The organism is Streptomyces sp. NPDC058008 (assembly GCF_042886395.1).
Lineage (GTDB): Bacteria > Actinomycetota > Actinomycetes > Streptomycetales > Streptomycetaceae > Streptomyces.
Genome location: NZ_JBHVQX010000014.1, coordinates 16,794 through 40,631 on the forward strand (window position 1 = coordinate 16,794; position 23,838 = coordinate 40,631).

Below are 23,838 nucleotides of genomic sequence, written 5' to 3' on the forward strand. Positions count from 1 at the left end.
CGGCCGGGAGCCCCGAGCTGTGTCCGGGCCTCCCGGACACCGTCCCGCCCGCGATCGTGACCGGGTCCTCCGGGCTGGCATGATCGTGCGCATGGACGAGCGCATCATCGCCGCGTGTGACGGGGCATCGAAGGGTAATCCGGGGCCTGCGGCCTGGGCGTGGGTCGTGGCCGACGGCCAGGGCAACCCCCTGCGGTGGGAGGCGGGCCCGCTGGGCACCGCCACCAACAACGTCGCCGAGCTCACCGCCCTGCTGGAGCTGCTGAGGTCGACCGATCCCGCCGTGCCCGTCGAGGTGCGCATGGACTCGCAATACGCGATGAACGCGGTGACCAAGTGGCTGCCGGGGTGGAAGCGCAACGGCTGGAAGACATCGGCGGGCAAGCCGGTCGCCAACCGGGAACTGGTCGTCGGCATCGACGCACTGCTGTCCGGCCGCGGCGTGACCTTCCGCTACGTACCGGCCCACCAGGTGGACGGCGACCCGCTGAACGCCCTGGCCGACCAGGCCGCGAGCGAGGTGGCCGTCTCGCAGCAGGCCGCGGGGACCGCGTACGGCGCCGTGGACCTGCCGGTACCGGCCCCCGCCCGCTCGACGAAGGGCCGGGCGCCAGGAGCGGCCGGGAGCGGGTCCACGGGCGGGTCCACCGGCAAGGCGCGCTCCGGTGGCACGATCCGCGCGAAGTTCGCGGGCCGCTGCCACTGCGGGAAGCCGTACGCGGCCAAGGACATGATCGCCAAGAATCCGAACGGCTGGGGTCACCCGGAATGCCGGGCCGCGCTCGCCTGAGCCGCGACCGGGGGACTCAGACGTCCGCCCAGACGAGCCGGCCGGACACGCTGGTGCGGGTACCCCACCGCGTCGCCAGCGCGTCCACCAGCATCAGGCCCCGGCCGTCCTCGCCCACCGACGCCAGGCTGAATCCGTCCTCCGCGCCGTCGAGCGCCACCGGGCCGGGGCCCTCCGCGCCGTAGGGCCCGCCCTCCGGCGCGGACGGCCGCTCGGGGTCCCGCGGGCCGGGCAGCCCGGGGGAGTGCAGCCGGCCGCGGTTCCACACGCAGACGCGCACCCGGCCGGAGGTCCGCAGGAGGCGGCACCGGATCCGCCGGCCCGCGGTGTGCTCCACCGCGTTCGCGACCAGCTCGGTCACGACCAGGGCCGCCGTCTCCACGCGCTCGTCGGGCTCTCCCCAGCCCCGCATGGCTTCCTGTACGCGGTGCCTCGCCAGGGGGACGCCCCGGGGGAGGCGGGGGATCCACCAGCTCTGCGCGCTCCGCCCGCCCGAGCCTTCCGGGGCCGGGCGCACGCACGTAACTATTTCCGACATGTACGTACTCTCCGTGCAAAATGCATACTTTGCAAGGGGCAGAGTGTCAGGATGGCCGCCATCCGGAACTTATCGCTCCGGAATATCCCGGAAGCCGTGAGGAAGGTGCGCGGATGAGGCCACGGTCCGGCCCCACCGTCGAGCACCGCGTCCTGGCGACGCGGCTGCGGATGCTGCGGGAGCGCGCGGGCGTCAGCCTCCAGGCGGCGGCCGTGGCGCTGGGTGCCCATCCGGCCACGGTCCGGCGCATCGAGCGTGCCGAGACCGGTCTCGACGCCCAGCAGGTCAGCGTCCTCCTGGAGTGTTACGCCGTCCCCGGCACGGAGGCCGAGCCGATCATGGCAGGCCTCGCCGCCGCGAACCTGCCGGGCTGGTGGCACCGGTGGCGGGACGCGATGGAGCCGTGGCAGCAGGAGGTCATCGGTATCGAGTCCTCCGCCGCACTCGTGAGGACCTGGCACCCCGCGCTCGTACCCGAACTGCTGCGCACCCCCGCCTACGAGGCGGCCCTGTGCCGCACCCTGACCGCCGGTCCGGCCTCGCGGCTCGACGGGCGCCTCGAACTGCTGGCGGAGCGGCAGCGCCGGCTGCGGGAGCGCGGAGCGGCCCTCTGGGCCCTGCTCCCGGCCGCCGCCCTCCACACGAGGGTCGGAGGGCCCGCCGTGATGGCCGGCCAGCGGGCGGCCCTGGAGGAGGCCGCGCACCAGCGCCACCTCACCGTCCAGATCACCCCCCTCGACTTCCCCCCGCACCCCATGACCGGTGTCCCGCCGCTCCACCTCCTGCGCGTGGCGGCCCCCGAGATCGGCGACCGCGCGGTCCTGGAGATCCCCGGTGCCAGGGTGGACATCATCGGCGACCCCGCCGCGGTCCTGGACTACCGCATCAGGATGGACGGCGCGTGCGCCGCGGCCCCGCACCCCGCCTCGCCCCTGCCCGAGGGCACCGGAGCTCCGGAACCGCTTGAAGGCGGGGCCCGTTGAGGGTTTCGAACGCCCGATGGCGGTCACGCGCACAGTACGGAGCCCGGGACGGAGCGGAATCCGGCCGGGACCGACGGACTCCTCCCGCGAGAAGGAAGTGAGCGACATGGACAACTGGCGCATGCACGCGGCGTGCCGCGAAGAGGACCCCGACCTGTTCTTCCCGATCGGCAGCAGCGGTCCCGCGCTCGTACAGGCCGAGGAGGCCAAGGCCGTCTGCGGGACCTGCCCCGTACGGGAGAAGTGCCTGGACTGGGCCCTGGAGAACGCGCAGGACGCGGGTGTGTGGGGAGGCATGGACGAGAACGAGCGCCGTGCCCTGAAGCGCCGCCGCGCCCGTCAGCAGGCCAGGATCCACGGGTGACGCCTCCCGGCCCCGGCTGCCCGCCGGGGAGAGGATGAGCCGTGGACACCTCGGTCTGGCTCGTCGTCGGCGCGCTCGCGCTCCTGCTCATGGCAGGGGCCGCCGCCGTCCTGCTGGTACGCGTGATCCGGGCGCGGAAGCTCCTCGTCGACGCGGGCATCCCCCTGCGCGACAAGGCGCTCGTGTGGGCGGCGATCATCTACACCGTGTCGCCCGTGGACCTGCTGCCCGACCCCGTCTACCTCGACGACATCGGCTTCCTGCTGCTCGCCCTGCGCTCGCTGCACGCGGCGGCGCGCGCCGCCGGCGCGGGGCAGGACCGGCCGGCGGTCAAAGGGGCGGCACCGGGCGGCAACCTTTCGGTGCCCGGGAGCGACTGAGGGGGCGTAAGCCGTCCCCTGCCAGAAGGTGCCTCCCGTGGAGCCTCCGCTTCCCCACCCCGAATCCCGTCCCCGCCGCGGACGCCGTGCGCCCCGTGCCCGCGCGCTGACCGGCGCGCTCGTGGCCGGACTGCTCGCCGCCGGCGGCCTCGTGGCGTTCGGCCCGGCCTCCCAGGCCGCCACCGCCCGGCAGGCCGAGGCGCTCGACCGCGGCGTCGTGAGCGTGCACACCGACAGCGGGAACCTCGTCAGCTGGCGCTGGCTGGGCACCGACCCCGACGGCGTGTCGTTCAACGTCTACCGGGCCGGCACCAAGGTCAACGCCTCGCCGGTCACCGCCACGACCAACTACTTCCACTCCGGGGCCCCCGCCACCGCCGACTACACCGTCCGCGCGGTCGTCGGCGGCGTGGAGCAGGGCGACTCCGTGCACGCGATCCAGTTCCGTACCGGATACAAGGACGTCCCCATCAGCCCGCCCGCGGGAGGGACGACCCCCGACGGGGTGGCCTACACCTACGAGGCCAACGACGCGTCCGTCGGTGACCTGGACGGCGACGGCGCCCTGGACTTCGTACTGAAGTGGCAGCCCACCAACGCCAAGGACAACTCCCAGTCCGGCTACACGGGCAACACGGTCATCGACGGGATACGCCTCGACGGCACCCGGCTCTGGCGGATCGACCTCGGGCGCAACATCCGCTCCGGCGCCCACTACACCCAGTTCCAGGTGTACGACTACGACGGTGACGGCCAGGCCGAGGTGGCGATGAAGACCGCCGACGGCAGCGCCGACGGCACCGGGAAGGTGATCGGCAGCGCCTCGGCCGACTACCGGAACTCCTCCGGATACGTCCTCTCCGGCCCGGAGTTCCTGACGATGTTCAACGGGCGTACCGGCGCGGCGATGGGCACCGTCGACTACGTCCCCGCGCGCGGCACGGTCTCCTCCTGGGGCGACTCCTACGGCAACCGGGTCGACCGGTTCCTCGCCGGCACGGCCTACCTGGACGGCTCCAGGCCGTCCCTGATCATGGCGCGCGGCTACTACACGCGCAGCGTCATCGCCGCCTGGGACTGGCGGGGCGGCGCCTTCACCCGCCGCTGGACCTTCGACACGAACAGTTCGACCAACTCCGGCAAGGGGTACGACGGCCAGGGCAACCACCAACTGTCGATCGCCGACGCCGACGGGGACGGGAAGGACGAGATCATCTACGGCGCGATGGCGGTGGACGACAACGGCAGTGGCCTGTGGACGACGAAGAACGGACACGGCGACGCCCAGCACGTCGGCGACCTCGACCCCTCGCGGGCGGGCCTGGAGGTGTTCAAGGTCGACGAGGACAGCTCGAAGCCGTCCTCGTGGATGGCCGACGCCAGGACCGGCCAGATCCTGTGGTCCACCCCCGCGAACGGTGACAACGGCCGCGGCGTGTCCGGTGACATCTGGGCCGGCAGTCCCGGCGCGGAGTCCTGGTCCTCCGCCGTCTCCGGGGTGCGCGACCCGAAGGGCACCGTCGTCTCCAGCCGGAAGCCGTCCAGCTCCAACTTCCTGGCCTGGTGGGACGGTGACACCACCCGTGAACTCCTCGACGGCACGCACATCGACAAGTACGGGCCCTCGGCCGACACCCGCCTGCTGACGGGCGCGTCGGTCCACTCCAACAACGGCACCAAGGCCACCCCCTCGATCTCCGGGGACCTCTTCGGCGACTGGCGCGAGGAAGTCGTCTGGCCGACCACCGACAACACGGCGCTGCGGATCTACTCGACGCCGTACGAGACCGGCACGAAGATCACCACGCTGCTCCACGACACCACGTACCGGACCGCGCTGGCCTGGCAGAACACGGCGTACAACCAGCCCCCGCACCCCGGCTTCGCCATCGGCAGCGGGATGGCCACCGCGCCCCGACCGAGCATCACCACGCCGTAGAGTCACGGCGGGCCGCGCCCCCCGCGTCAGGGGGCGCGGCCCGGAAGGCGTCGGCCCGTGCCCGGGGGCGCGGGCCGTTCGCGGTCCGGCGGCCGGTGCGAGGGCCCGGGCCGGAGGATCCGTTCTTCCGGCGCACCGCACGGCGGACCCGTGCCGGTGACGGTCCGGCGCCGGTGGCCCGGTTCCGGACGCCCGTTCATGACCCGTTCACCGCTCGGATCCGCCCGGGGCATTCCCCGGCACGCCGTGGGGACCTACGCTCGGCCGCGCATCGACCGACGCTGTCCACGCCGTGATCCGACCAGGTGTTGACAACGTTGTCCAACTCTGCCGGAGGTATCCCAGACCATGCCCTCCAGACCGTCCGCGGCCCGACGCCTCGCCGCACGGGCCGCCGCGATCGTCCTGACCGGTGCGCTCGCGGGCGCCTTCCTGCCGCCGGCCGCCCAGGCCGAGGCGTTCGTCCCGCGTCCCACCGCCTACGTGGATCCGATGATCGGCACGGCCAACGGCGGCAACACCTATCCCGGCGCGGTCAGACCGTACGGCATGATCGCCTGGTCGCCGACCAGCACCACGGGCGACCAGACGAGCACCGGGGCCGCCAACGGCTACGAGTACGGCGTGACCCGCATGCGCGGGCTCAGCCTCACCCATGTCAACGGCGCCGGCTGCAATCCGGGTGCCGCCGGTGACGTGCCCATCATGCCGTTCGTCGGCGACGTCACCTCCTCGCCGTCCGCCGACACCAAGGACGCCGTCTACGCCTCCGGGTTCTCGCACGACGACGAGCGCGCGGTGCCGGGCCGTTACACCGTCGGGCTCGACTCCGGCGCCACGGCCGACCTGGCCGTGAGCGACCGCGCGGGCGTGGCCGACTTCGGCTTCCCGGCGGGGAAGCCCGCCAGCCTGCTCTTCCGGGTCTCCAACTCCCTCAACGGCAGCGAGGACGCCGGGATCGAGATCGACACCGCGCACCGCAAGGTGACCGGTTCGGTGCTCACCGGGGCGTTCTGCGGCCGGCGCGCCAACGGGGGCACCAACAACCGCAAGAGCTACTACCGGCTCTACTTCAGCGCCTCCTTCGACCGCGACTTCGCCACCACGGGCACCTGGCGCGACGGCACCCTCGCGCCCGGCGCCACGACCGGAGGCGGCGGCGAGGGATACGCCACCGGGGCGGACCGCGCCGGCAGGGGCTCCGGAGGCTGGGTCGGCTTCGACACCTCGGCGGGCGGCGACGTCCGCATGCGGATCGGGATCTCCTACGTCAGCCTGGCGGGCGCGGAGGCCAACCTCCGCAAGGAGATCGCACCGCGGGCGAGCGTCGACGACGTGGCGCGGGCCGGGTCGGCCGCCTGGGACCGCGAGCTCGCCTCCGCGCGGGTCGGCGGGGGCAGCGACGCCCGGCGCACCACGTTCTACACCGCGCTGTACCACGCGCTGACGCAGCCGAACCTGATCAGCGACACCGACGGCCGCTACCCCGGCATGGACGGCGTACCGCACCGCGTGACGGGCGGTCAGAAAGCGCAGTACAGCAACTTCTCCGGCTGGGACCAGTACCGGGCGCAGATCCAGCTCCTCGCCCTCCTCAAACCCAGGATCGCCGGGGACTTCGCCCAGTCGCTGTACAACTTCGCCCGGCAGAACGGCGGCGTCTGGGACCGGTGGGTGCACGTGAACGGGGCCACGCACGTCATGACGGGCGATCCCACCGCGGCCACCCTCGCCACGTTCTACGCGATGGGCGTACGCAACTTCGACTACGAGGGCGCCTTCGAGTCCCTGGCCCGGCAGGCCACCGTGCCGCACCCCGACGGCCTCTCCGACGCGGGGTGCCCCGGCCAGTGCACCGGCCAGCGGCCCAACCTCGCCCAGTACCTGGAGTCCCACTACGCGGCCCAGGACGTCTGCCACTGCTGGGGCGGTGCCGCCGAGACGCTGGAGGACGCGGTGGCCGACGCGGCGCTCGGCCGGTGGGCGCGGCTGCTCGGACGGGACGAGGAGGCCGAAGCCTTCGAGGAGCGCGGCCTGTGGTGGCGCAACGTGTTCAACCCCGGGGCCGGGGACGGCGCCGGGACCACCGGCTACGTCCAGGCGCGCAACCTGGACGGCTCGTGGGTGACCCCCTTCGGCCCGGGCAGCGAGAAGGGCTTCGCGCAGGGCACGAGCGCCACGTACACCTGGATGGTCCCGCAGGACGTGCAGGGCCTGGCCGATGCCATGGGAGGCCGGGAGAAGGCGGCCACGCGGCTGGACGGCTTCTTCCACAAGGCGGACGGTTCCTGGTCGGTCAAGGGCGGCGACGCACTGCGCTACGACCCCACCAACGAGCCCGGAATCCACGCCCCTTGGCTCTACAACGCGCTCGGTCAGCCGTGGAAGACCCAGGAGACCGTACGCGAGATCGTGGACACGGTCTACGGGACCGGCCCGCGCGGCCTGCCCGGCAACGACGACCTCGGGACGATGTCGGCCTGGTACGTCTTCTCGGCCCTCGGCCTCTATCCGCAGACCCCGGGCAGCGCCACCCTGCTGCTCGGGGCACCGCTCTTCCCGTCCGCCGTGCTGCACCGTTCGCAGGGCGGGGACATCCGGATCAGCGCGCCGCAGGCCGATGCGACACATCCGTACATCGACGCGGTGAAGGTCGACGGGCGGGCGGCCGACCGGTCGTGGACGGACGCCCGGCTGGTCACCGGGGGAGGGTCGCTGGCCTACCGTCTCGCCGACCGGCCGAACACCTCCTGGGCCACGGGACCTGCGGGTCTTCCCCGGTAGTGCGTCAACTGGCCCTGCCGCAGGACCCGGTGGGCGGCGCGTTGCCGTTCGCCGGGTCCCGTGCGTCCGGCGGGGAGGGCGGGAGGGGCCCTGATTTTCTATCGTTGAAAAATCTGCGTGCACGACCGTTGTCAGGTGTTTGGGGCTGTGGCTCAATGTTCGACTATGTGCAGTGCTCCGCGGTTGGGGGCACTTCGGCTTCTTCGACGAGGACGACGCCTTGATACGACAACTAGCCCGCCCCCGAACGCTTTTCAGAACGCTCGCCTGCACGGCGGCGCTGCTGCTCCCCGTCGGGGCCACCCTGGTCCCGGCCGCGGCCGCCGCTCCCGCCGCCGCTCCCGCCGAAGGGGCCTCGACCGCTTCGGCGTTCGTGAAGGAGAACCCGTCCACCGAGCCGCACGGTCTCAAGGGCGAGTACTTCGCCATGTCCGCCCCGGGCGCCCGTGACTTCGCGAAGCTCGGTGCCGTCTCCCTCGACCCGGACATCAACTTCCCCGGTCTCACCGGGGCGTTCGAGTCGGCCACGGGTAGGACCGAGCACACCACCGCCCGCTGGACGGGGCAGATCGCGGCACCGGAGACCGGCGACTACACCTTCTCCGCCATCGGCGACAACGGCTTCCGCCTCTTCATCGACGACAAGCCGGTCATCGACCACTGGGTGCCGGACTGGGACAAGGAGCAGACGAGCGCGCCCCTGACGCTGAAGGCCGGCGAACAGCACACGTTCCGGCTGGAGATGTTCCAGGACACCGGCGGGGCGAACATGTTCCTGCGCTGGTCGAGTGCCAAGCTCGCCAAGCAGATCGTCCCCGAGTCGGCCTTCACCCCGCCGGCCGACTTCGAGGTCTACCCGATCGGTCTGAGCGTCGCCGGGAACGGTCTGAAGGTGCAGGCGACCTTCGACCACGAGGTCCGCGACGTCAAGGACGTGAAGAACCACCTCGTCGTCGAGGCGGACACCACGCCGATGCCCGTGAAGTCGGTCGTCCGGGCGTCCGACAACCGCAAGGCGCTGATGGTCACCCTGGGCGCGGCCGTCCAGAAGGGCCAGCAGGTCAGGTTCGCCTACGACGGGAAGGGCGGCCTGAAGAACGGCGGCGAGACCGTCCCCGAGATCAGCCGCAGGGCGAAGAACCTCTCCACGCACCGGCTGACCACACCGTGGGGCGACAAGGTCGACCGGAAGAACCCGCTGCCGGAGTACCCCCGCCCGCAGCAGGTCCGCGACGACTGGAAGAACCTCAACGGCCAGTGGGAGTTCGCGGGAGCCACCGCCGGTGAGAAGCCGGTCTTCGGCAAGGCGCTCGGCGAGCGCATCACCGTGCCGTACCCCGTCGAGTCCCAGCTCTCCGGGCTGGAGCGCCACGAGGACCACATGTTCTACCGCAAGCTCGTCACCGTGCCCAAGAGCTGGTCGGTCGGCAAGCGCGGCAGCGACGACCGTCTGAAGCTGAACTTCGGAGCCGTCGACTACCAGGCGCGGGTCTGGGTCAACGGCAAGCAGGTCGCCGAGCACACCGGCGGCTACACCGCCTTCAGCGCGGACATCACCGACGCCCTCAAGGGCAGCGGCCCCCAGGAGATCGTGGTCGCGGTCACCGACACCACCGGAGCGGACCAGCCCACCGGAAAGCAGTCCGCGAACCCGAGCGGCATCTTCTACACCGCCACCTCCGGCATCTGGCAGACCGTCTGGATGGAGCCCGTCGCGCCCGCGGCCGTCGACTCCCTGAAGACCACGCCGGACATCGACAAGGGGCGGCTCGCCCTGACGGTCACCTCCGCGAACGCCTCGAAGTCCGCCCGGGTCACCGCCGTCGCCCGTGACAGGAAGGGCAAGGTCGTCGGCACGGTCACCGGCCCGGCCAACGGCGAGCTGAGCCTCCCGGTCGCCAAGCAGCACCTGTGGACGCCGGACGACCCGTACCTGTACGACCTGGAGGTCACCCTCAAGGACGGCCGCTCCAAGGACACGGTCGAGAGCTACTTCGGTATGCGCTCCTTCGGTGTCGCCGAGGTCGGCGGCTACCAGAAGCTGGTGCTCAACGGGAAGCCCTTCTTCTCCCTCGCCCAGCTCGACCAGGGCTTCTACCCCGACGGCCTGAACACGGCGCCCAGCGACAAGGCCCTCGTCTTCGACCTGAAGGCGCAGAAGGACCTCGGCTTCAACTCCGTCCGCAAGCACATCAAGGTCGAGCCCGCCCGCTGGTACTACCACGCCGACCAGCTGGGCCTCCTGGTGTGGCAGGACTTCGTCTCCGGCAACATCACCGGCGAGAAGGGCCAGAAGGCCTTCCTCGACCAGGGCGCCGAGATGATGGAGCAGCTGCACAACTACCCCTCGATCGGTGCCTGGATCGTCTTCAACGAGGGCTGGGGCGAGTGGGACCGCACCGAGACCGGCAGGATCACCGAGAAGGTCCAGGCCGCCGACCCCTCGCGCGTCGTCAGCGCCCACAGCGGTGTCAACTGCTGCAACAGCAAGGGTGACTCCGGCAAGGGCGACATCATCGACCACCACGACTACAACAACACCGATCCGGCCTTCCCCGACCGGACGCGCGCCGCGATGGACGGCGAGCACGGCGGATTCACCCTGAGGATCCCCGGCCGCATGTGGCCCGGTGCCCCCACCGCGATCTACAGCGGCGTGGCGGACAAGGACGCGCTGACCGCGAAGTACGTCGACAACACGCGCACGTACTACCTGGAGGCGGCCCGCGCCGAGCTCTCCGGCTCGATCTACACCCAGGTGACCGACCTGGAGAACGAGCTCAACGGCCTGTGGACGTACGACCGCCGGGAGATCAAGGTCGACGCCGCCAAGGTCCGGAAGATCAACCAGGAGGTCATCGCCGCCGGCGCCGCCGCGGGCGAGCGGGATCTGATCAAGGGCGGCGGTGCCTGGTCCCTCGACGAGAACAAGGGCACCAGGGCGGCCGACAGCGGCCCGAACCGCAAGGACCTCACTCTCTCCGCCGGCACCTCCTGGACGCCGGGGGTGCGGGGCTCGGCGCTGAAGTTCAACGGCGCGGGGCAGTACGCGGAGACCGACGGCCCGGTCGTCGACACCACCGGTGACTACACCGTCTCGGCCTGGGCGTCGCTCGACGCCCTGCCGGGCAACTACGCCACCGTCGTCAGCCAGGACGGCCGCCGCCAGGAGAACCCGTTCTACCTCCAGTACGGGCAGGGCGCGTTCGCCTTCTCCACCCCGGGCGCCCACCGGGCCCGGCTGGAGATCAAGCCCGAGCTCGGCCACTGGTACCACCTCGTCGGCGTACGCAGCGGTGACGAGATCAAGCTGTACGTCGACGGCAGGCTCGCCTCCACCGCCGCGGCGGGCAGCGCCGACGTGAGCTCCGGCGCGCTGTCGGTCGGCCGTGCCAAGTGGTCGGGCGGCAACACCGACTTCTGGAACGGTTCCGTCGACCAGGTGAAGGTGTACGACAAGGCGCTCACCGCCCAGGAGGTGACCGCGCTCCACGACGGCGAGAAGCCGTAGACCGGCCGCAGGACCGCTCCCGGCGGTGCGCGCACGCGCCGCACCGCCGGGAGCACCGCGCTGTCCGGCGGCCCCGCCGGCGCGCCGGCCGGAGAGCCGCCTCGACGCGCTCCTCCGCCGGGCAGCGGGCCGTATGCCGCGGTCCGGGCGCGCCGGCAGGAGGGTGGTCTCCCCGGCGCCCCGGCGCGCCGTCACACCTGGGAGAGCGCGCCCCCGGTGCTCTCGCGCACCCGCACCCGGTGCGGGACCACGATCCGGCGGCCGGGCAGTGCGTCGAACCGGCCCAGGACCCGCTCGGTCAGGCACTGCACGGCGCGTTCGGCGATCTGCTCCCGGTCCGGGGCGATCGTGGTCAGGGAAGGCGACGCGAACCGGCCGTCCTCGATGTCGTCGAACCCCATCAGCGCCAGGTCCCGCGGGACCCGGACCCCCCGCTCGGCGGCCACGCGCAGGGCGCCGAGGGCGAGTTCGTCGCTGAAGCAGAACACGGCGTCCACGCGGCCGGGCACCGCCAGCAGCTCCCGCAGGGCCCGCGCCCCCTCCGCACGGTGCAGATCGGCCACCTCCACCTCGGCCACCGGGTTCAGGCCCGCTTCCCGCAGACCCTGCCGGAAGCCCTCGGCCCGCAGCTCCGCCGTTCCGTGTCCCAGCCCGGACTGGAGCCCGATCGCCGCGATCCGGGTACGGCCCCTCGCGACCAGATGGCGAGCGGCGTCCCGCGCCGCCCCCACGTTGTCCAGGGCCACGTGGTCGATCGCCCCGTCCGCCTCCAGCTCACCCAGGACCACGAGCGGCAGACCGCCCGCCAGCGCGGCCAGTTCGGACGGGGACGTCGACCAGGGACTGACGATCATCCCGTCGACCTGGTGACCCTCCGAGCCGTCCAGCAGGCGCCGTTCCAGATCTCCGCGCCCTCCGGTCCGCTCCAGCAGCACGGTCCAGCCGCGCTCCTGCGCCGCGTCGATGAGGAGGGACGCCAGCGCGCCGAAGTAGGGGGAGTGGATCTCGGGTACGACGACCCCGATGAGGCCCGTGCGTCCCTGACGGAGGTTGCGGGCGGCGAGATTGGGGCGGTAGCCCAGCTCCTCGACCGCCGCCTCGACCCGGGCGCGCGTCGCCGGTGCGACCGCCGCCGCGTTGCTCACGACGTTGGAGACGGTCCGGACGGACACGCCGGCCAGCGCGGCGACGTCCTTGAGTCTCGCTGCCACGGTCGGTGCGCTCCTGTCCCTCGGTGCGCGGGGGCGGCCGGTGGAACCGGTCCCTCGCGCTGAGCACCGTAACAGTCCCGCCGCACGCGGGGGCGCACTCCCTCTTGCCACGTTGCTTGCAACGTTGCAACATGGGCGGGCCGGCCGTCGCGCAGGGGAGGGACAGCGCACCCCCGCCGCCCGGCCGCCCCCGCCTCCCGTCGACGAAGGGACCCCAGCCATGTCCGAAGCCGCTCTCGCCCCGCACCTCGACACGGCCGTCGAGGACCTGTACACGGCCGGCATCACCGCGCACCGCGGCGCCTTCACCCCGCAGTGGGCGGACGTGATGCGCGAGGACATCGAGTCGGCCTTCACCGAGGCGCGCGGCCGGGAGGGCGGTGCGGTCGGCCGGGGACCCCACCGGTACTACGTGGAGATCCACCCCGAGCAGATGCGGGGCTTCGTCGAACTCGTGGACCACCCCTGGGTCCGGGGTGTGTGCGAGGCCGTCCTGGGGCCCGACTACCGCATCGTCGAGCTCGGCTTCGACGTCCCGCTCGCCGGGGCGGTGAACCAGCCCTGGCACCGGGACTTCCCCATGCCCGACGCCACCCGGCACCGGCGCAGGCTCACCTCCCTCGCCTTCAACCTGACAGCCGTGGACACCCGTGAGGACATGGGCCCGTTCGAGATCGCGCCCGGCACCCAGTGGGACGACGACGCCCGCTTCGGCCACGCGATGTTCCCGCCCCGCGACACCTATCCGCGCTACGCGGGGCTCGCCCGGCGCACGTACCCGCGGCGCGGGGACATCTCGGCCCGCTCGGCCCTGACGGTCCACCGGGGCACCGCCAACCACTCCCCGGACTCCCGGCCGGTCCTGGTACTGGGCGTCGACGCCCCGGGCGCGGGGAACGACGCCCAGCACGACATGGCGGTCACCCGCGCGTACTGGGCCGCCCTGCCCGGGCGGGTCCGGGCGCATCTGCACTGCCCGGTCGTGGAGGCGCTGACCCCCATCGTCCAGAAGCACACCATCGAGGGCCTGGTCATGGGCGAGGAGTGAGACCGGACCCGGTGCCGGCCCGACGAGGGCCCGGCACCGGGTCCGGCGGCCGGCCTCAGGGAGCCCAGGGGCCGTCCACGGCCCAGGTGGTGTCCTCGGTGAAGGTGGCCGCGTTGTCCCAGGCGTGGCCGCCGCCGGGCGTGGCCAGCCACACCTCCGAGTCGATGTGGCGCAGGTAGCTGCCCGGCAGGTTGGCGCTGGAGAACCTGACCCCGCCCGTGCCCGCGACCGCGCACCAGGTGGCGTCCGCCTTGAACAGGGCCGAGCCGTCGTTCGCGTCACGGCGGACCCGGAAGTCCCGGTGACGCAGGTACTCACCGGGGTAGTTGCGTGACTCCAGCGAATAGCAGTTGCCGTTCGCCAGGCCCGTGACGACCTTCCAGGTGGCGTCGTTCTTCAGCAGCGCGCTGCTTGCGCCGTCGACGACCGCGGTGTAGGCGAGTGCCTCGGAGTGACGCAGGTACTTGTTCGTGTGGCCCGGAGTGGTGACCCGCAGCGACCTGTACTGCCCGGTGGGCAGGGTGACCGGCGGCGCGGGGTCCTTCGACGCCTGGATGAGCGCCTGGTTCGCGGCCCTCACCCGTGCCGTGTCCACCTTGACCACCTGGCGGTCGTAGGTGAGCAGCCCGTTCGCCTCGTTCTCGACGTCGGTGATCTCCGTGTAGACCGAGGCGGAGAGGCCGGCCGGCAGCTGGCCGGTCCTGATGGCGTCCAGGAGCCCGACGAACCGGTTGTTCAGCGCGGTGACGCTCGCCTGGTCCTCGTAGCTGAAGCCGCCGCCCGGGTACCACTCGTGGCCCGGGACCCTGTACCCCAGCCCGCCGAACTCGCCGAGGACGGCGGCCCGGGTCGCGGTGGGCGCCGTGTTGCCCGGGCCGACGTAGACGTGGTTGTCCACCACGTCCCCGTTGCCGCCGTCCACGGAGCCGCAGCAGTTGACCCCGCTCATGTTGTCCACCAGCCGCGACGGGTCGTAGGCCTTCACCTCGTTCGCGATCCTGGCCTGGTCGTACTGGCCCCACCCCTCGTTCTGGTTGACCCACATGACCAGCGACGGGGAGCTCCGGTGCTGGTCGATGACCGCGTGGTACTCGGCCTCCCACTGGGCCCGTGCCGCTGCGTCGGGGGACTTCCCGGTGTCCATGGCGGGCATGTCCTGCCAGACGAGCAGGCCCAGCTTGTCCGCCCAGTAGAACCAGCGCTGCGGTTCGACCTTGATGTGCTTGCGCACCATGTTGAACCCGAGGTCCTTGTGCGCCTGGAGGTCGGACCGCAGGGCCGCGTCGGTGGGCGCGGTGTAGATGCCGTCGGGCCAGTAGCCCTGGTCGAGCGTGCCCGTCTGGAAGACGAACTTCCCGTTGAGGACGGGGCGCAGGATGTTCCCGGCCTTGGCCACGGCGATGGACCGCATGCCCGCGTAGCCGCCCACCGTGTCCACCACCGCGCTCCCGTCGAGCAGTTCGGCGCGCACGTCGTACAGGAACGGGTCGTCCGGGCTCCAGAGCCGGGGGTTCGGCACGGGTACGGAGATCTCGGCGCCGGGCGCCCCGGTCGCCGTACCCACGACGGTGCCGCCGCTGGAGACGGTGACCCGCGCGGTCCGGCCGCTCGCCGAGGCCGCCTGGACCTTCACCCGCAGGCTGCCGCTGCCGAGGTCCGGCGTCATGTCGAGGCGCGTGACGTGCGACGCGGCGACGGGTTCCAGCCAGACCGTCTGCCAGATGCCGGAGGCCGCGGTGTAGAAGATGCCGCCGCCCGGGTGCGGGTTCACGTCGTTCAGGCGCTGCTTGCCGACGGCCTGGCCACCGGTCTGCGTCGGGTCGTACACGGAGACGACGACCGTGTTCGTACCGCCGTTGAGCTGCGGCGTGATGTCGTACGAGAACGAGTCGAAGCCGCCCTGGTGGGCGCCGACCTGGGTGCCGTTGACGAGCACGGTGGTCTGCCAGTCGGACGCGCCGAAGTTGAGCACGACCCGGCGGCCGTTCCAGTTCGACGGCACGGTGAACGTGCGCTTGTACCAGAGCTTGTCGTTCTGGGTGATCTTCCGCTTGATCCCGGAGAGCGAGGACTCGGCGACGAACGGAACCCTGATCTGCTCGGAGAACGCCGCAGGCTGTCCCGCGTCGCGGCCGGTCACCGCGAAGTCCCAGATGCCGTTGAGGTTCGCCCAGTCGGGGCGGGTGAGCTGGGGACGCGGGTACTCGGGCAGGGGGTTGTCGACGGACACCTGGTCCGTCCAGGGCGTCGTCATGGGGGCCGGCTTCGGCGCCCATGCCGTCGGCGCGGCCGTCGCCGGAGCGGTGCTCGCTCCCACCAGCGCGGTGGCGAGCAGGGCCAGCAGGCCGGTGCCTGCGGTCAGCCGTCTCCGCCAGGTGCGGCGGCGTGGTGCGGGTGCGGACGTCATTCCCGGATCTCCTTCAGGGGGGAAGGACTCCCCGCACCGGGCCGGCGCGGGGAGCGGTGCCGGTGGCCGCAGCTGCTCAGAGCAGCTGCCAGAGGTGGTCGGCGGTCCCGTTGTCGTCGTACTGCACGACATGGGCGCTGTCGGCGGCGGACATGCCGTCCACGCCGAGCACCTTGTCCGAGTTGCGGTTGCGGACGCGATACCAGCCGTCGCCGTCCGGTACGAGCTGCCAGAGGTGGTCGGCCGTGTCGTTGTCGTCGAACTGCACGACATGGGCGCTGTTCGCCGTGGACATGAGGTCCACCCCGAGCACCTTGCCGGAGTGCCGGTTGCGGACGCGGTACCAGCCGTCGCCGTTCGCCACGAGCCGCCACAGGTGGTCGGCGGTCCCGGTGTCGGCGAACTGGACCACGTGGGCGCTGTTCGCGGTGGACATGCCGTCCACGGCGAGCACCTTGCCGGAGTTGCGGTTGCCGATCCGGTACCAGCGGTCCGCGAGCCAGGGTGCGGCGTCCGGGCGGGCCGTGGGGAAGGACGTGATCCGCAGCCGTGCCGCGCCCATCGGGACCAGCGTGACCTCCTCGACCGGCTCGGTGCTGCGGGCCGGGCTCTGCTGGAGGGGTGCCACCACGTGCTCGTCGTCGGCGCCCCACTCCGGGATGCGGCGGGCGCGGGCGGTCATGGCGAGCGGGGTGCCCTCCAGGGTGAAGGGGTTGTCGCCGGGGGCGCGCCCGGTGGGGCGGGGACGCAACGAGGACGCCGGCCGCGCCCCGTCCAGGACGAGGCCGTAGTTCCACGGTGTGGTGGCGTGGACCGCGTACTCCGGGAACCGCTCCGTACCGCCGATGCGCTCGTACGACTCCCCGACGCGCAGGGAGTAGGTCAGCGGCCCGTGGTCGACGCTGACCGAGCCGCGGTTGCCGGTCCAGGTGCGTACGGTGGTCCGCTGCGGCAGACGCAGCGTGATCTCGTCGCCGTCGGCCCAGGTGCGGTCGATCCGGGTGAAGGCCGGACCGGCCGGGGCCGCGGCGCGCTCGCCGTTGACGCGGATGTCCGGCTCCGCGCACCACGCGGGAACGCGCAGCACCAGGGGGAAGCGCAGCGGCTTCGGGGACCTGAGGGACAGCGTGACCGTGTCCGTGAAGGGGTAGCCGGTCTCCTCCGTGAAGGTGACCTCGGTGCCGTCGGCGACCTTGGCGGTGACGTCGCTCGCCGCGTACATCGCGGCGGCGAGACCGCCGTCCGGGGTGGCGAGCCAGAGTTCCCCGGTGAAGCGGGGCCAGCCCATGCCGTAGTTGTGCGGGCAGCAGCGGTACCGGTCGACCCCCGGCAGGTACGCCTGCATCGCGAAGCCGTTCTGGAACTGCCGGTCCCGCTTGGGCGCGTCGTCCAGGTCCACGGCGTTGGCGCTGGTGACGTAGTGGACCGCCTTCCCCGACGGGTCCAGTGCGGCGGGCAGCGAGTTGAAGGTCAGCTCCTCGCACCGGTCCGCCCAGAGCGGGTCGCCGGTGATCCGGGTGAGCAGCTGGTGACTCGCCATGAACTCGACGATCCCGCAGGTCTCGAAGCCCTGCCGGGGGTCCCCGTGGCCGGGCCGGGCGTTCTCGTCCCCGGCGAAGCCGCCACCGGCGAACTGCCCGTACGTGTCCATGGCCCTGGCGTACGTCCCGTACGTGTTCCGGGTGTCCTGCCGTGAGCCGCTGCGCAGGGCGTACTGGGCGGGCTCGCGGAAGCCCTGCGCGATGTTGACGTTGTGCGGATCGGCCAGGTTGTCGCCCCAGTCGGCGCCGTACCGGTGGATCCGGTCGGCCAGTTCGAGCAGGAAGGCGTCCCCGGTGCGGTTGAACAGCCAGTAGACGCTGTCGAGTCCGTCGCCCCAGCGCAGGGCGATCCAGCTGGTGCCGAAGGCGCCGGGACCCTGGGCGTTCATGTAACGGAAGAACCGGCTGAGGAAGGGGATGATCCGGGTGTCGCCGTCGTACTCCTGCCACGAGCGGAGCGCCTGGAGCAGGGGAAGGAAGGGCCAGAAGTCAGGCCCGCCGCCGAGCGAGGTCCGCAGCGCCTCGGGTCCGAAGAAACCGTCGGGCCGCTGGGTCGCGAGGACGGCGTCGATCCACCGGCGCGCCGAGGCCAGTGCCGTCGCGTCGCCCGTGACGATCGCCAGGTCCGTGTATCCGCGCAGCCAGTAGGGGACTTCCTCCCAGCCCCCTCGGTCGGGGCGGACCCATCCGGAGGCCTCGAAGTCGAGGAAGTGGGAGAGCTCCTCGTAGCGGCCGCAGAGGCCGTCCAGCTGGAGCCGGAGCTGACCGGCCAGCCAGCCCCGGGCGGTGACGCGCCCGGGAGGCAGCCTCAGGAACGCCGTGGGGTGCAGCGGGGCGGCGTTGGGGGAGTAGTGGCCGCCCGGCGCCGCGGCGGCCAGGCCGCCCGCGGCGGTCGCGGTGCCGGCCCACCGGCCGGCCGCCGTGGCCGCGGCGACGGTGGCGAGGGCGCCCGTCATGAGGTGTCTGCGGTTCAGGGACATCGTGTGGGGACTCCGCTTCTGCACTGCCGGACAGGGGTGGGGTGACCGGCCGGGACGGGCCGGCGCATCGCGAAGGTGGCCGTCGCATCCGCGCCTGACGGAGCGACAACAGGTATGCAACGTTGGAAAATTGATGTCGGCGGTATGACAGCACGCGGTCAAGCCGGTGTCCAGAGGTGGCGCAGCAGCTGGTGCGACGGCTTCCCCGCGGCCGGCGCGCGCGGGGGGCCGCGTCAGGGGCGGACACATTTTGGAAATGCGTCGACAACTCTCTTGCCGCCTGCGGCGCCTCGCCTATATAACGTTGTAAACCGAGCCGCCGAGAGGCCTCACAGGCCCTTACGACCGCAGATTCCGCAGCTCGAAGCGGGGGTCGTGAGGGATGCAGCGTCATCTGCCGCCGAGCGGCCGATGCACCGTCCCGCCATGCCCGACCGCACGCCGAACAGCGTGCCGTCACCCCGCCAAGGAGCGTCCCGCGCATGATGATCCAGCGTCGATCCCGTACCCTCGCCGCGGCCTGCCTGCTCGCCGCCACCGCCACGCTGGCCGTTTCCGGCTGCTCGAAGTCGGAGACCTCGAACGACGCGGGCGGTGACAGCAGCCAGGGAGCACAGGCGGCCAAGTCCCCCGAGGCGGCCTCCGGCCCCGGCTGTTCGCTGGAGACGTACGGCGCGCCCAAGATCGACCTCAAGGACGCGGTGGTCGGCTTCTCCCAGTCGGAGAAGGAGGCCAACCCGTTCCGTATCGCCGAGACCCAGTCGATCAAGGACGAGGCCGCCAGGATCGGCGTCAAGAAGCTGCTGACCACCAACGCCCAGTCGCAGCTGTCGAAGCAGATCAGCGACATCCAGGACATGCTGTCCCAGGGCGCCCAGTTCCTCATCATCGCCCCGCTGAACTCCGACGGTCTGGAGCCGGCGCTCAAGGCCGCGGCGGCGAAGAAGGTGCCCGTCCTCACCGTCGACCGCAAGGTCAACTCCACGGCCTGCAAGGACTACGTGGCCTTCCTCGGCTCCGACTTCGTCGAGCAGGGCAAGCGCGCCGCCGACGCGATGATCAAGGCGACCGACGGCAAGGGCAAGGTGGCGATCCTGCTCGGGGCCTCCGGCAACAACGTCACCACCGACAGGACCAAGGGATTCGTCGACCAGATCAAGGCCGAGGCCCCCGGCATCGAGATCGTCGCGCAGCAGACGGGTGAGTTCGCCCGCGACAAGGGCCAGCAGGTCATGGAGCAGCTCATCCAGTCCAAGCCGGACATCACCGCCGTCTACGCGGAGAACGACGAGATGGGCCTCGGCGCCGTCACCGCGCTGAAGGCCGCCGGCAAGAAGCCCGGCAAGGACGTCAAGATCGTCTCGGTCGACGGCACCCGCAACGCCGTACAGGCCCTGGTCAACGGCGAGTACAACGCCGTCATCGAGTCCAACCCGCGCTTCGGCCCGCTGGCCTTCGCGACCGCCCAGAAGTTCTACGGCGGCGAGGAGATCCCCGAGAACGTCATCATCACCGACCGCGCCTACGACGACACCAACGCCAAGGAATCGCTCGGCGGGGCGTACTGATCCGCTCCTGAACCCAACGGCCCAGGCCGCCGCGGCCCCTCGACCGGCCGCGGCGGACCCGGGCCCTCCCCCTTGGACAGCGGAAGGCCAAGACCACCCATGGCACCACCCGAAGCAGTACCGCAGGCACCGGAGGCGGCCGCGCCCACGGCATCCGCGGTGCTCGAAGCCCGCGCGGTGAGCAAACGGTTCCCCGGCGTCGTCGCACTCGACGGCGTCACCTTCTCCCTGCGCGCGGGGGAGACCCACGCGCTGGTGGGGGAGAACGGCGCGGGCAAGTCCACCCTCATCAAGGTGCTGACCGGTGTGTACCGGCCGGACGAGGGCGAACTGTCGATGACGGGCGAACCCGTCAGGTTCGCCCGGCCGTTCGAGGCACAGCAGGCCGGGATCTCCACGATCTACCAGGAGGTCAACCTCGTCCCGCTGATGAGCGTGGCGCGGAACATCTTCCTGGGCCGTGAGCCCAGGAACCGGTTCGGCCTCATCGACTTCGCCCGTATGCACCGCGAGACGGGCGAACTCCTCGACGGGTTCGGCGTACGCGTCGACCCCCGGCGCCCCCTGCACACCCTGGGCGTCGGCACCCAGCAGATGGTCGCCCTGGCGCGGGCGGTGTCCGTGAACGCCCAGGTCGTCATCATGGACGAGCCCACCTCCTCGCTCGAACCCCGCGAGGTGGAGACCCTCTTCCGGGTCATCGGGAACCTGCGGGACAAGGGCATCGCCGTCCTCTACGTCAGCCACCGCATGGACGAGCTCTACCGGATCTGCGACCGCGTCACCGTCCTGCGCGACGGACGCCACATCCACACCGGCGACCTCGCGGACCTCGACCGCATGCAGCTCGTGTCGATGATGCTCGGCCGCGACCTCGCCGAGGTACGCCGCTCCGGCGTCACCAGTTTCGCCGCCGAGGGGCACGAGGCCGCCCGTACCCCCGTACTCACCGCGACCGGGCTCTCCAGCCGCCTCCAGCTCCACGACATCTCCGTGTCCCTGTACGCCGGAGAGGTGCTCGGCCTCGGCGGCCTCCTCGGCTCCGGCCGCAGCGAGACGGCCAAGGCGCTGTCCGGCGCCCTGCCCCTGGACGCCGGCGAACTCACCGTCGACGGCACCCCGCTGAAGCGTCTCACCCCGGCCGCCGCCATCCGGGCCGGCATCAGCCTGCTCCCCGAGGACCGCAAGGCCGAAGGGATCGTGCCCGGCCTCTCCGTCCGGGAGAACATCGTGCTGGCGGCCATGCCCCGGCTCTCCCGGGCCGGTGTCGTCTCGCGGGCCAGGCAGGACCGGATCGTCGACATCTTCATGAAGCGCCTGCGGATCAAGGCGTCGAGCCCCGAGCAGAAGGTGGGGGAGCTCTCCGGCGGCAACCAGCAGAAGGTCCTGCTGGCCCGCTGGCTCTGCCTGGAGCCCAAGGTCCTCCTGCTCGACGAACCCACCCGCGGCATCGACGTCGGCGCCAAGGCCGAGGTCCAGAGCCTCATCGACGACCTCGCCCGCGAGGGCCTCGCCGTCCTGCTCATCTCCTCCGACATCGAGGAACTCATCGAGGGCGCCGACCGGATCGTCGTCCTGCGCGGCGGAGCGGTCGCCGGTGAGCTGTCGGGCGACGACGTGGCCGAGGACCGGCTGCTCGAAGTCCTCGCCGACCACGCACCGGAGCCGGCGGCCACGGAGCCGGCCGCCCAGGAGGACCCCCGATGACCCCGACCGCCGTCGTCCCGCCCGTGAAGGACGGAACGCCCGAGAAGACCGTGAGCCCTCTGGCCCGGCTGCGTGACCCGGCCTGGTACCAGCGCTACGGCGTGTACGTGGCCGTGGGGGTGGTGCTCCTCTTCAACGCCCTGTTCACCGAGCACTTCATGACCGCGGACAACTTCCGCACCCAGCTCGTCCAGGTCGCCCCCATCGTCATCGTCGCCCTGGGCATGGCCCTGGTCATCGGCACCGAGGGCGTCGACCTGTCCGTCGGCTCGACCATGGCGCTCGCCACCGCCTTCCTCCCGCTCTACCTCGGATACGGGCTCGTCCCCGCGCTCGTCGTCGCCCTCCTGGCGGGCGCCGTCGTCGGAGCCGTCAACGGCGCCCTCGTCTCCCTCGTCGGGCTCCAGCCCATCGTGGCCACCCTCGCGCTCTTCGTCGGAGGCCGCGGACTCGCCCTGGTCATGGCCGACGGCCAGCTCAAGCAGATCGTCAACCCCGACCTGCTGTCCCTGGGCACCGGCTCCTTCCTCGGCATCCCCCTGGTCGTCCTCATCGCCGGAGTCCTCGCCGTCGCCGTCGCCTTCCTGGTGCAGCGCACCACCTTCGGCCGCCAGATCGTCGCCGTCGGCGGCAACCGCTCGGCCGCCGCACTCGCCGGACTCCCCGTCAAGCGGGTCCTCATCGGCGTGTACGTGCTCTGCGGTGTGCTCGCGGCCCTCGCCGGCATCCTCGCCACCGCCCGCCTCACCGCGAGCGACCCGTCCTCGCTCGGCACCCTCATGGAGCTGTCCGCCATCACGGCGGTCGTCGTCGGCGGCACCCCCCTCAACGGCGGCTCCGTACGGGTGCTCGGCACCGTGGCGGGAGCCCTGCTCATGCAGCTCCTGCGCGCCACCCTCGTCAAGCACGACCTGCCCGACTCCACCGCACAGATCGCCCAGGCGGCCATCATCATCGCCGCCGTCTACGTCGCCCGGGAGCGTCGGTCCCGATGAACGAAACCAAGCCCGTCACCGCAGCCCCGGCCCCGGTGCCGCCGAAAGCGCCCGCGGCCCGCCCCGCAGCCGGGCCCGGGCGGACCGGCCCGCAGCGCGCCGCGGAACTCCTGCAACGCCAGGGCGTCCTCGCGGTCCTGCTGACCGTCGTGATCGCCGCCTCCTTCATCTACCCGACGTTCGCCTCCCTCGACAACGCGCGCGGCGTGACCATCCAGGCGTCCTTCCTCGCCGTGGTCGCCCTCGGCATGACGATGGTCATCATCACCGGCGGCATCGACCTGTCCGTCGGATCGGTCTTCGCCCTCGGAGGAGTCCTCGCCGCCTGGGCCTCGCAGTACGGATTCCTCGCCGCCCTGCTGCTGCCCCTCGTGGTGTGCGGCGGGATCGGCCTGCTCAACGGGTTCCTGATCGCCCGGGGGAACATGGCCCCCTTCATCGTCACCCTGGCCACCCTGCTCGGCGCCCGAGGACTGCTGCTCGCCCTCACCGGCGAGGGCGCCACCACCTACCTGGTGCCCAAGGACTCGGCGTTCGGAGAGCTCGGCCAGGGCAGCGTCTGGGGCTTCGGGTACCCGATCATCATCGCCCTGGTCCTCTTCGGGGCCGGCGGACTCGTGCTGCAGCGCACCTCGTTCGGACAGTCCCTCTTCGCCGTGGGCGGCAGCAGCGACGCCGCCACCCTGATGGGCCTCCCCGTCGCCCGTACGAAGATCCTCGTCTACACGCTCAGCGGGCTGCTCGCCGGTCTCGCCGGAGCGCTCAACGCGGCCAGGCTGTCCTCCGGCGTCACCATCGTCGGTGTGGGCATGGAGCTCGACGCGATCTCCGCCGTCGTCATCGGGGGCACACTCCTCGTCGGCGGCGCGGGATCCATCAGCGGAACCCTCTGGGGCGTGCTCCTGCTGGCCGTCATCCAGAACCTGATCAACCAGATCGGCTCCCTCAACTCCTCGTACCAGTCGGTGGTCAGCGGCGGTTTCCTTATCGTTGTCGTGGTGGCCCAGCGCTATCTCGCGCGCAGTCGCAGAAGCACCTGACGACGAGCCGGCCCGCCGGGCCGGACCCAGATCCAAGCCGAGCCGAGCCGAA

General features: G+C 71.9%; 16 protein-coding genes. 12 read left to right on the forward strand and 4 right to left on the reverse strand.

Translation table 11 applies throughout. The features are described from left to right. Nucleotides 1-91: 91 nt before the first annotated feature. Complete coding sequence (locus ACFVS9_RS15965) at nt 92-790, forward strand: ribonuclease H (protein ID WP_389932680.1); 699 nt, start codon at nt 92-94, stop codon at nt 788-790. Between the two features lie 16 nt (nt 791-806). Here the strand turns inward: ACFVS9_RS15965 and ACFVS9_RS15970 are convergent, their stop codons facing one another. Beyond that, the gene (locus ACFVS9_RS15970) at nt 807-1,256 is read right to left on the reverse strand and encodes an ATP-binding protein (protein WP_389932930.1); all 450 of its coding nucleotides are present in this window, start codon (nt 1,254-1,256) and stop codon (nt 807-809) included. A 185-nt stretch (nt 1,257-1,441) separates the two neighbouring features. Here ACFVS9_RS15970 and ACFVS9_RS15975 point away from each other — a divergent pair, with 185 nt between their 5' ends. The 6 genes from ACFVS9_RS15975 (at nt 1,442) to ACFVS9_RS16000 (ending at nt 11,289) form a co-directional block, all read left to right on the forward strand. Beyond that, nucleotides 1,442-2,311, forward strand: coding sequence for a Scr1 family TA system antitoxin-like transcriptional regulator (locus ACFVS9_RS15975; RefSeq protein WP_389932682.1), 870 nt, complete (start codon nt 1,442-1,444; stop codon nt 2,309-2,311). Between the two features lie 106 nt (nt 2,312-2,417). Further along, nucleotides 2,418-2,675 (forward strand): WhiB family transcriptional regulator, encoded by a 258-nt coding sequence (locus ACFVS9_RS15980; protein WP_383112968.1) that lies wholly within the window; start codon nt 2,418-2,420, stop codon nt 2,673-2,675. A 41-nt stretch (nt 2,676-2,716) separates the two neighbouring features. Beyond that, nucleotides 2,717-3,055, forward strand: a complete 339-nt coding sequence (locus ACFVS9_RS15985; protein ID WP_383112969.1) for a YkvA family protein — start codon at nt 2,717-2,719, stop codon at nt 3,053-3,055. A 37-nt stretch (nt 3,056-3,092) separates the two neighbouring features. After that, entirely contained in the window at nt 3,093-4,994 is a 1,902-nt protein-coding gene (locus ACFVS9_RS15990) for a rhamnogalacturonan lyase (RefSeq protein WP_383112970.1), read from the forward strand. A 348-nt stretch (nt 4,995-5,342) separates the two neighbouring features. Beyond that, a complete protein-coding gene (locus ACFVS9_RS15995; protein ID WP_389932687.1) occupies nt 5,343-7,778 on the forward strand; it encodes a GH92 family glycosyl hydrolase in 2,436 nt (811 codons plus the stop codon). A gap of 172 nt (nt 7,779-7,950) precedes the next feature. Beyond that, entirely contained in the window at nt 7,951-11,289 is a 3,339-nt protein-coding gene (locus ACFVS9_RS16000) for a LamG-like jellyroll fold domain-containing protein (protein WP_389932690.1), read from the forward strand. A gap of 191 nt (nt 11,290-11,480) precedes the next feature. Here ACFVS9_RS16000 and ACFVS9_RS16005 read toward each other — a convergent pair whose 3' ends face one another. Then, entirely contained in the window at nt 11,481-12,500 is a 1,020-nt protein-coding gene (locus tag ACFVS9_RS16005; RefSeq protein ID WP_389932693.1) for a LacI family DNA-binding transcriptional regulator, read from the reverse strand. A 220-nt stretch (nt 12,501-12,720) separates the two neighbouring features. Here ACFVS9_RS16005 and ACFVS9_RS16010 point away from each other — a divergent pair, with 220 nt between their 5' ends. After that, nucleotides 12,721-13,548 (forward strand): phytanoyl-CoA dioxygenase family protein, encoded by an 828-nt coding sequence (locus ACFVS9_RS16010; protein WP_389932696.1) that lies wholly within the window; start codon nt 12,721-12,723, stop codon nt 13,546-13,548. 55 nt (nt 13,549-13,603) lie between these two features. Here ACFVS9_RS16010 and ACFVS9_RS16015 read toward each other — a convergent pair whose 3' ends face one another. Both ACFVS9_RS16015 and ACFVS9_RS16020 read right to left on the reverse strand, forming a co-directional pair. Further along, nucleotides 13,604-15,955 (reverse strand): AbfB domain-containing protein, encoded by a 2,352-nt coding sequence (locus ACFVS9_RS16015; protein WP_389932699.1) that lies wholly within the window; start codon nt 15,953-15,955, stop codon nt 13,604-13,606. Nucleotides 15,956-16,031: 76 nt separating this feature from the next. Continuing rightward, nucleotides 16,032-18,476: an RICIN domain-containing protein gene (locus ACFVS9_RS16020; protein WP_389932702.1), complete on the reverse strand. Its 2,445-nt coding sequence runs from the start codon at nt 18,474-18,476 to the stop codon at nt 16,032-16,034. A gap of 482 nt (nt 18,477-18,958) precedes the next feature. On the opposite strand from ACFVS9_RS16020, the gene ACFVS9_RS16025 reads away from it, so the two are divergent. From ACFVS9_RS16025 to ACFVS9_RS16040, 4 genes are all read left to right on the forward strand, one after another. Further along, complete coding sequence (locus ACFVS9_RS16025; RefSeq protein ID WP_389932705.1) at nt 18,959-20,044, forward strand: ABC transporter substrate-binding protein; 1,086 nt, start codon at nt 18,959-18,961, stop codon at nt 20,042-20,044. A 99-nt stretch (nt 20,045-20,143) separates the two neighbouring features. Then, nucleotides 20,144-21,751 carry a sugar ABC transporter ATP-binding protein gene (locus ACFVS9_RS16030; protein ID WP_383112978.1) on the forward strand — a complete coding sequence of 536 codons (1,608 nt, stop codon included), beginning with the start codon at nt 20,144-20,146 and terminating at the stop codon, nt 21,749-21,751. Beyond that, nucleotides 21,748-22,746: an ABC transporter permease gene (locus ACFVS9_RS16035; RefSeq protein ID WP_383112979.1), complete on the forward strand. Its 999-nt coding sequence runs from the start codon at nt 21,748-21,750 to the stop codon at nt 22,744-22,746. The genes ACFVS9_RS16030 and ACFVS9_RS16035 overlap by 4 nt, the downstream gene beginning before the upstream one ends. Further along, nucleotides 22,743-23,786 (forward strand): ABC transporter permease, encoded by a 1,044-nt coding sequence (locus ACFVS9_RS16040; RefSeq protein ID WP_383112980.1) that lies wholly within the window; start codon nt 22,743-22,745, stop codon nt 23,784-23,786. Before ACFVS9_RS16035 ends, ACFVS9_RS16040 begins: the two co-directional genes overlap by 4 nt. Nucleotides 23,787-23,838: the final 52 nt, after the last annotated feature.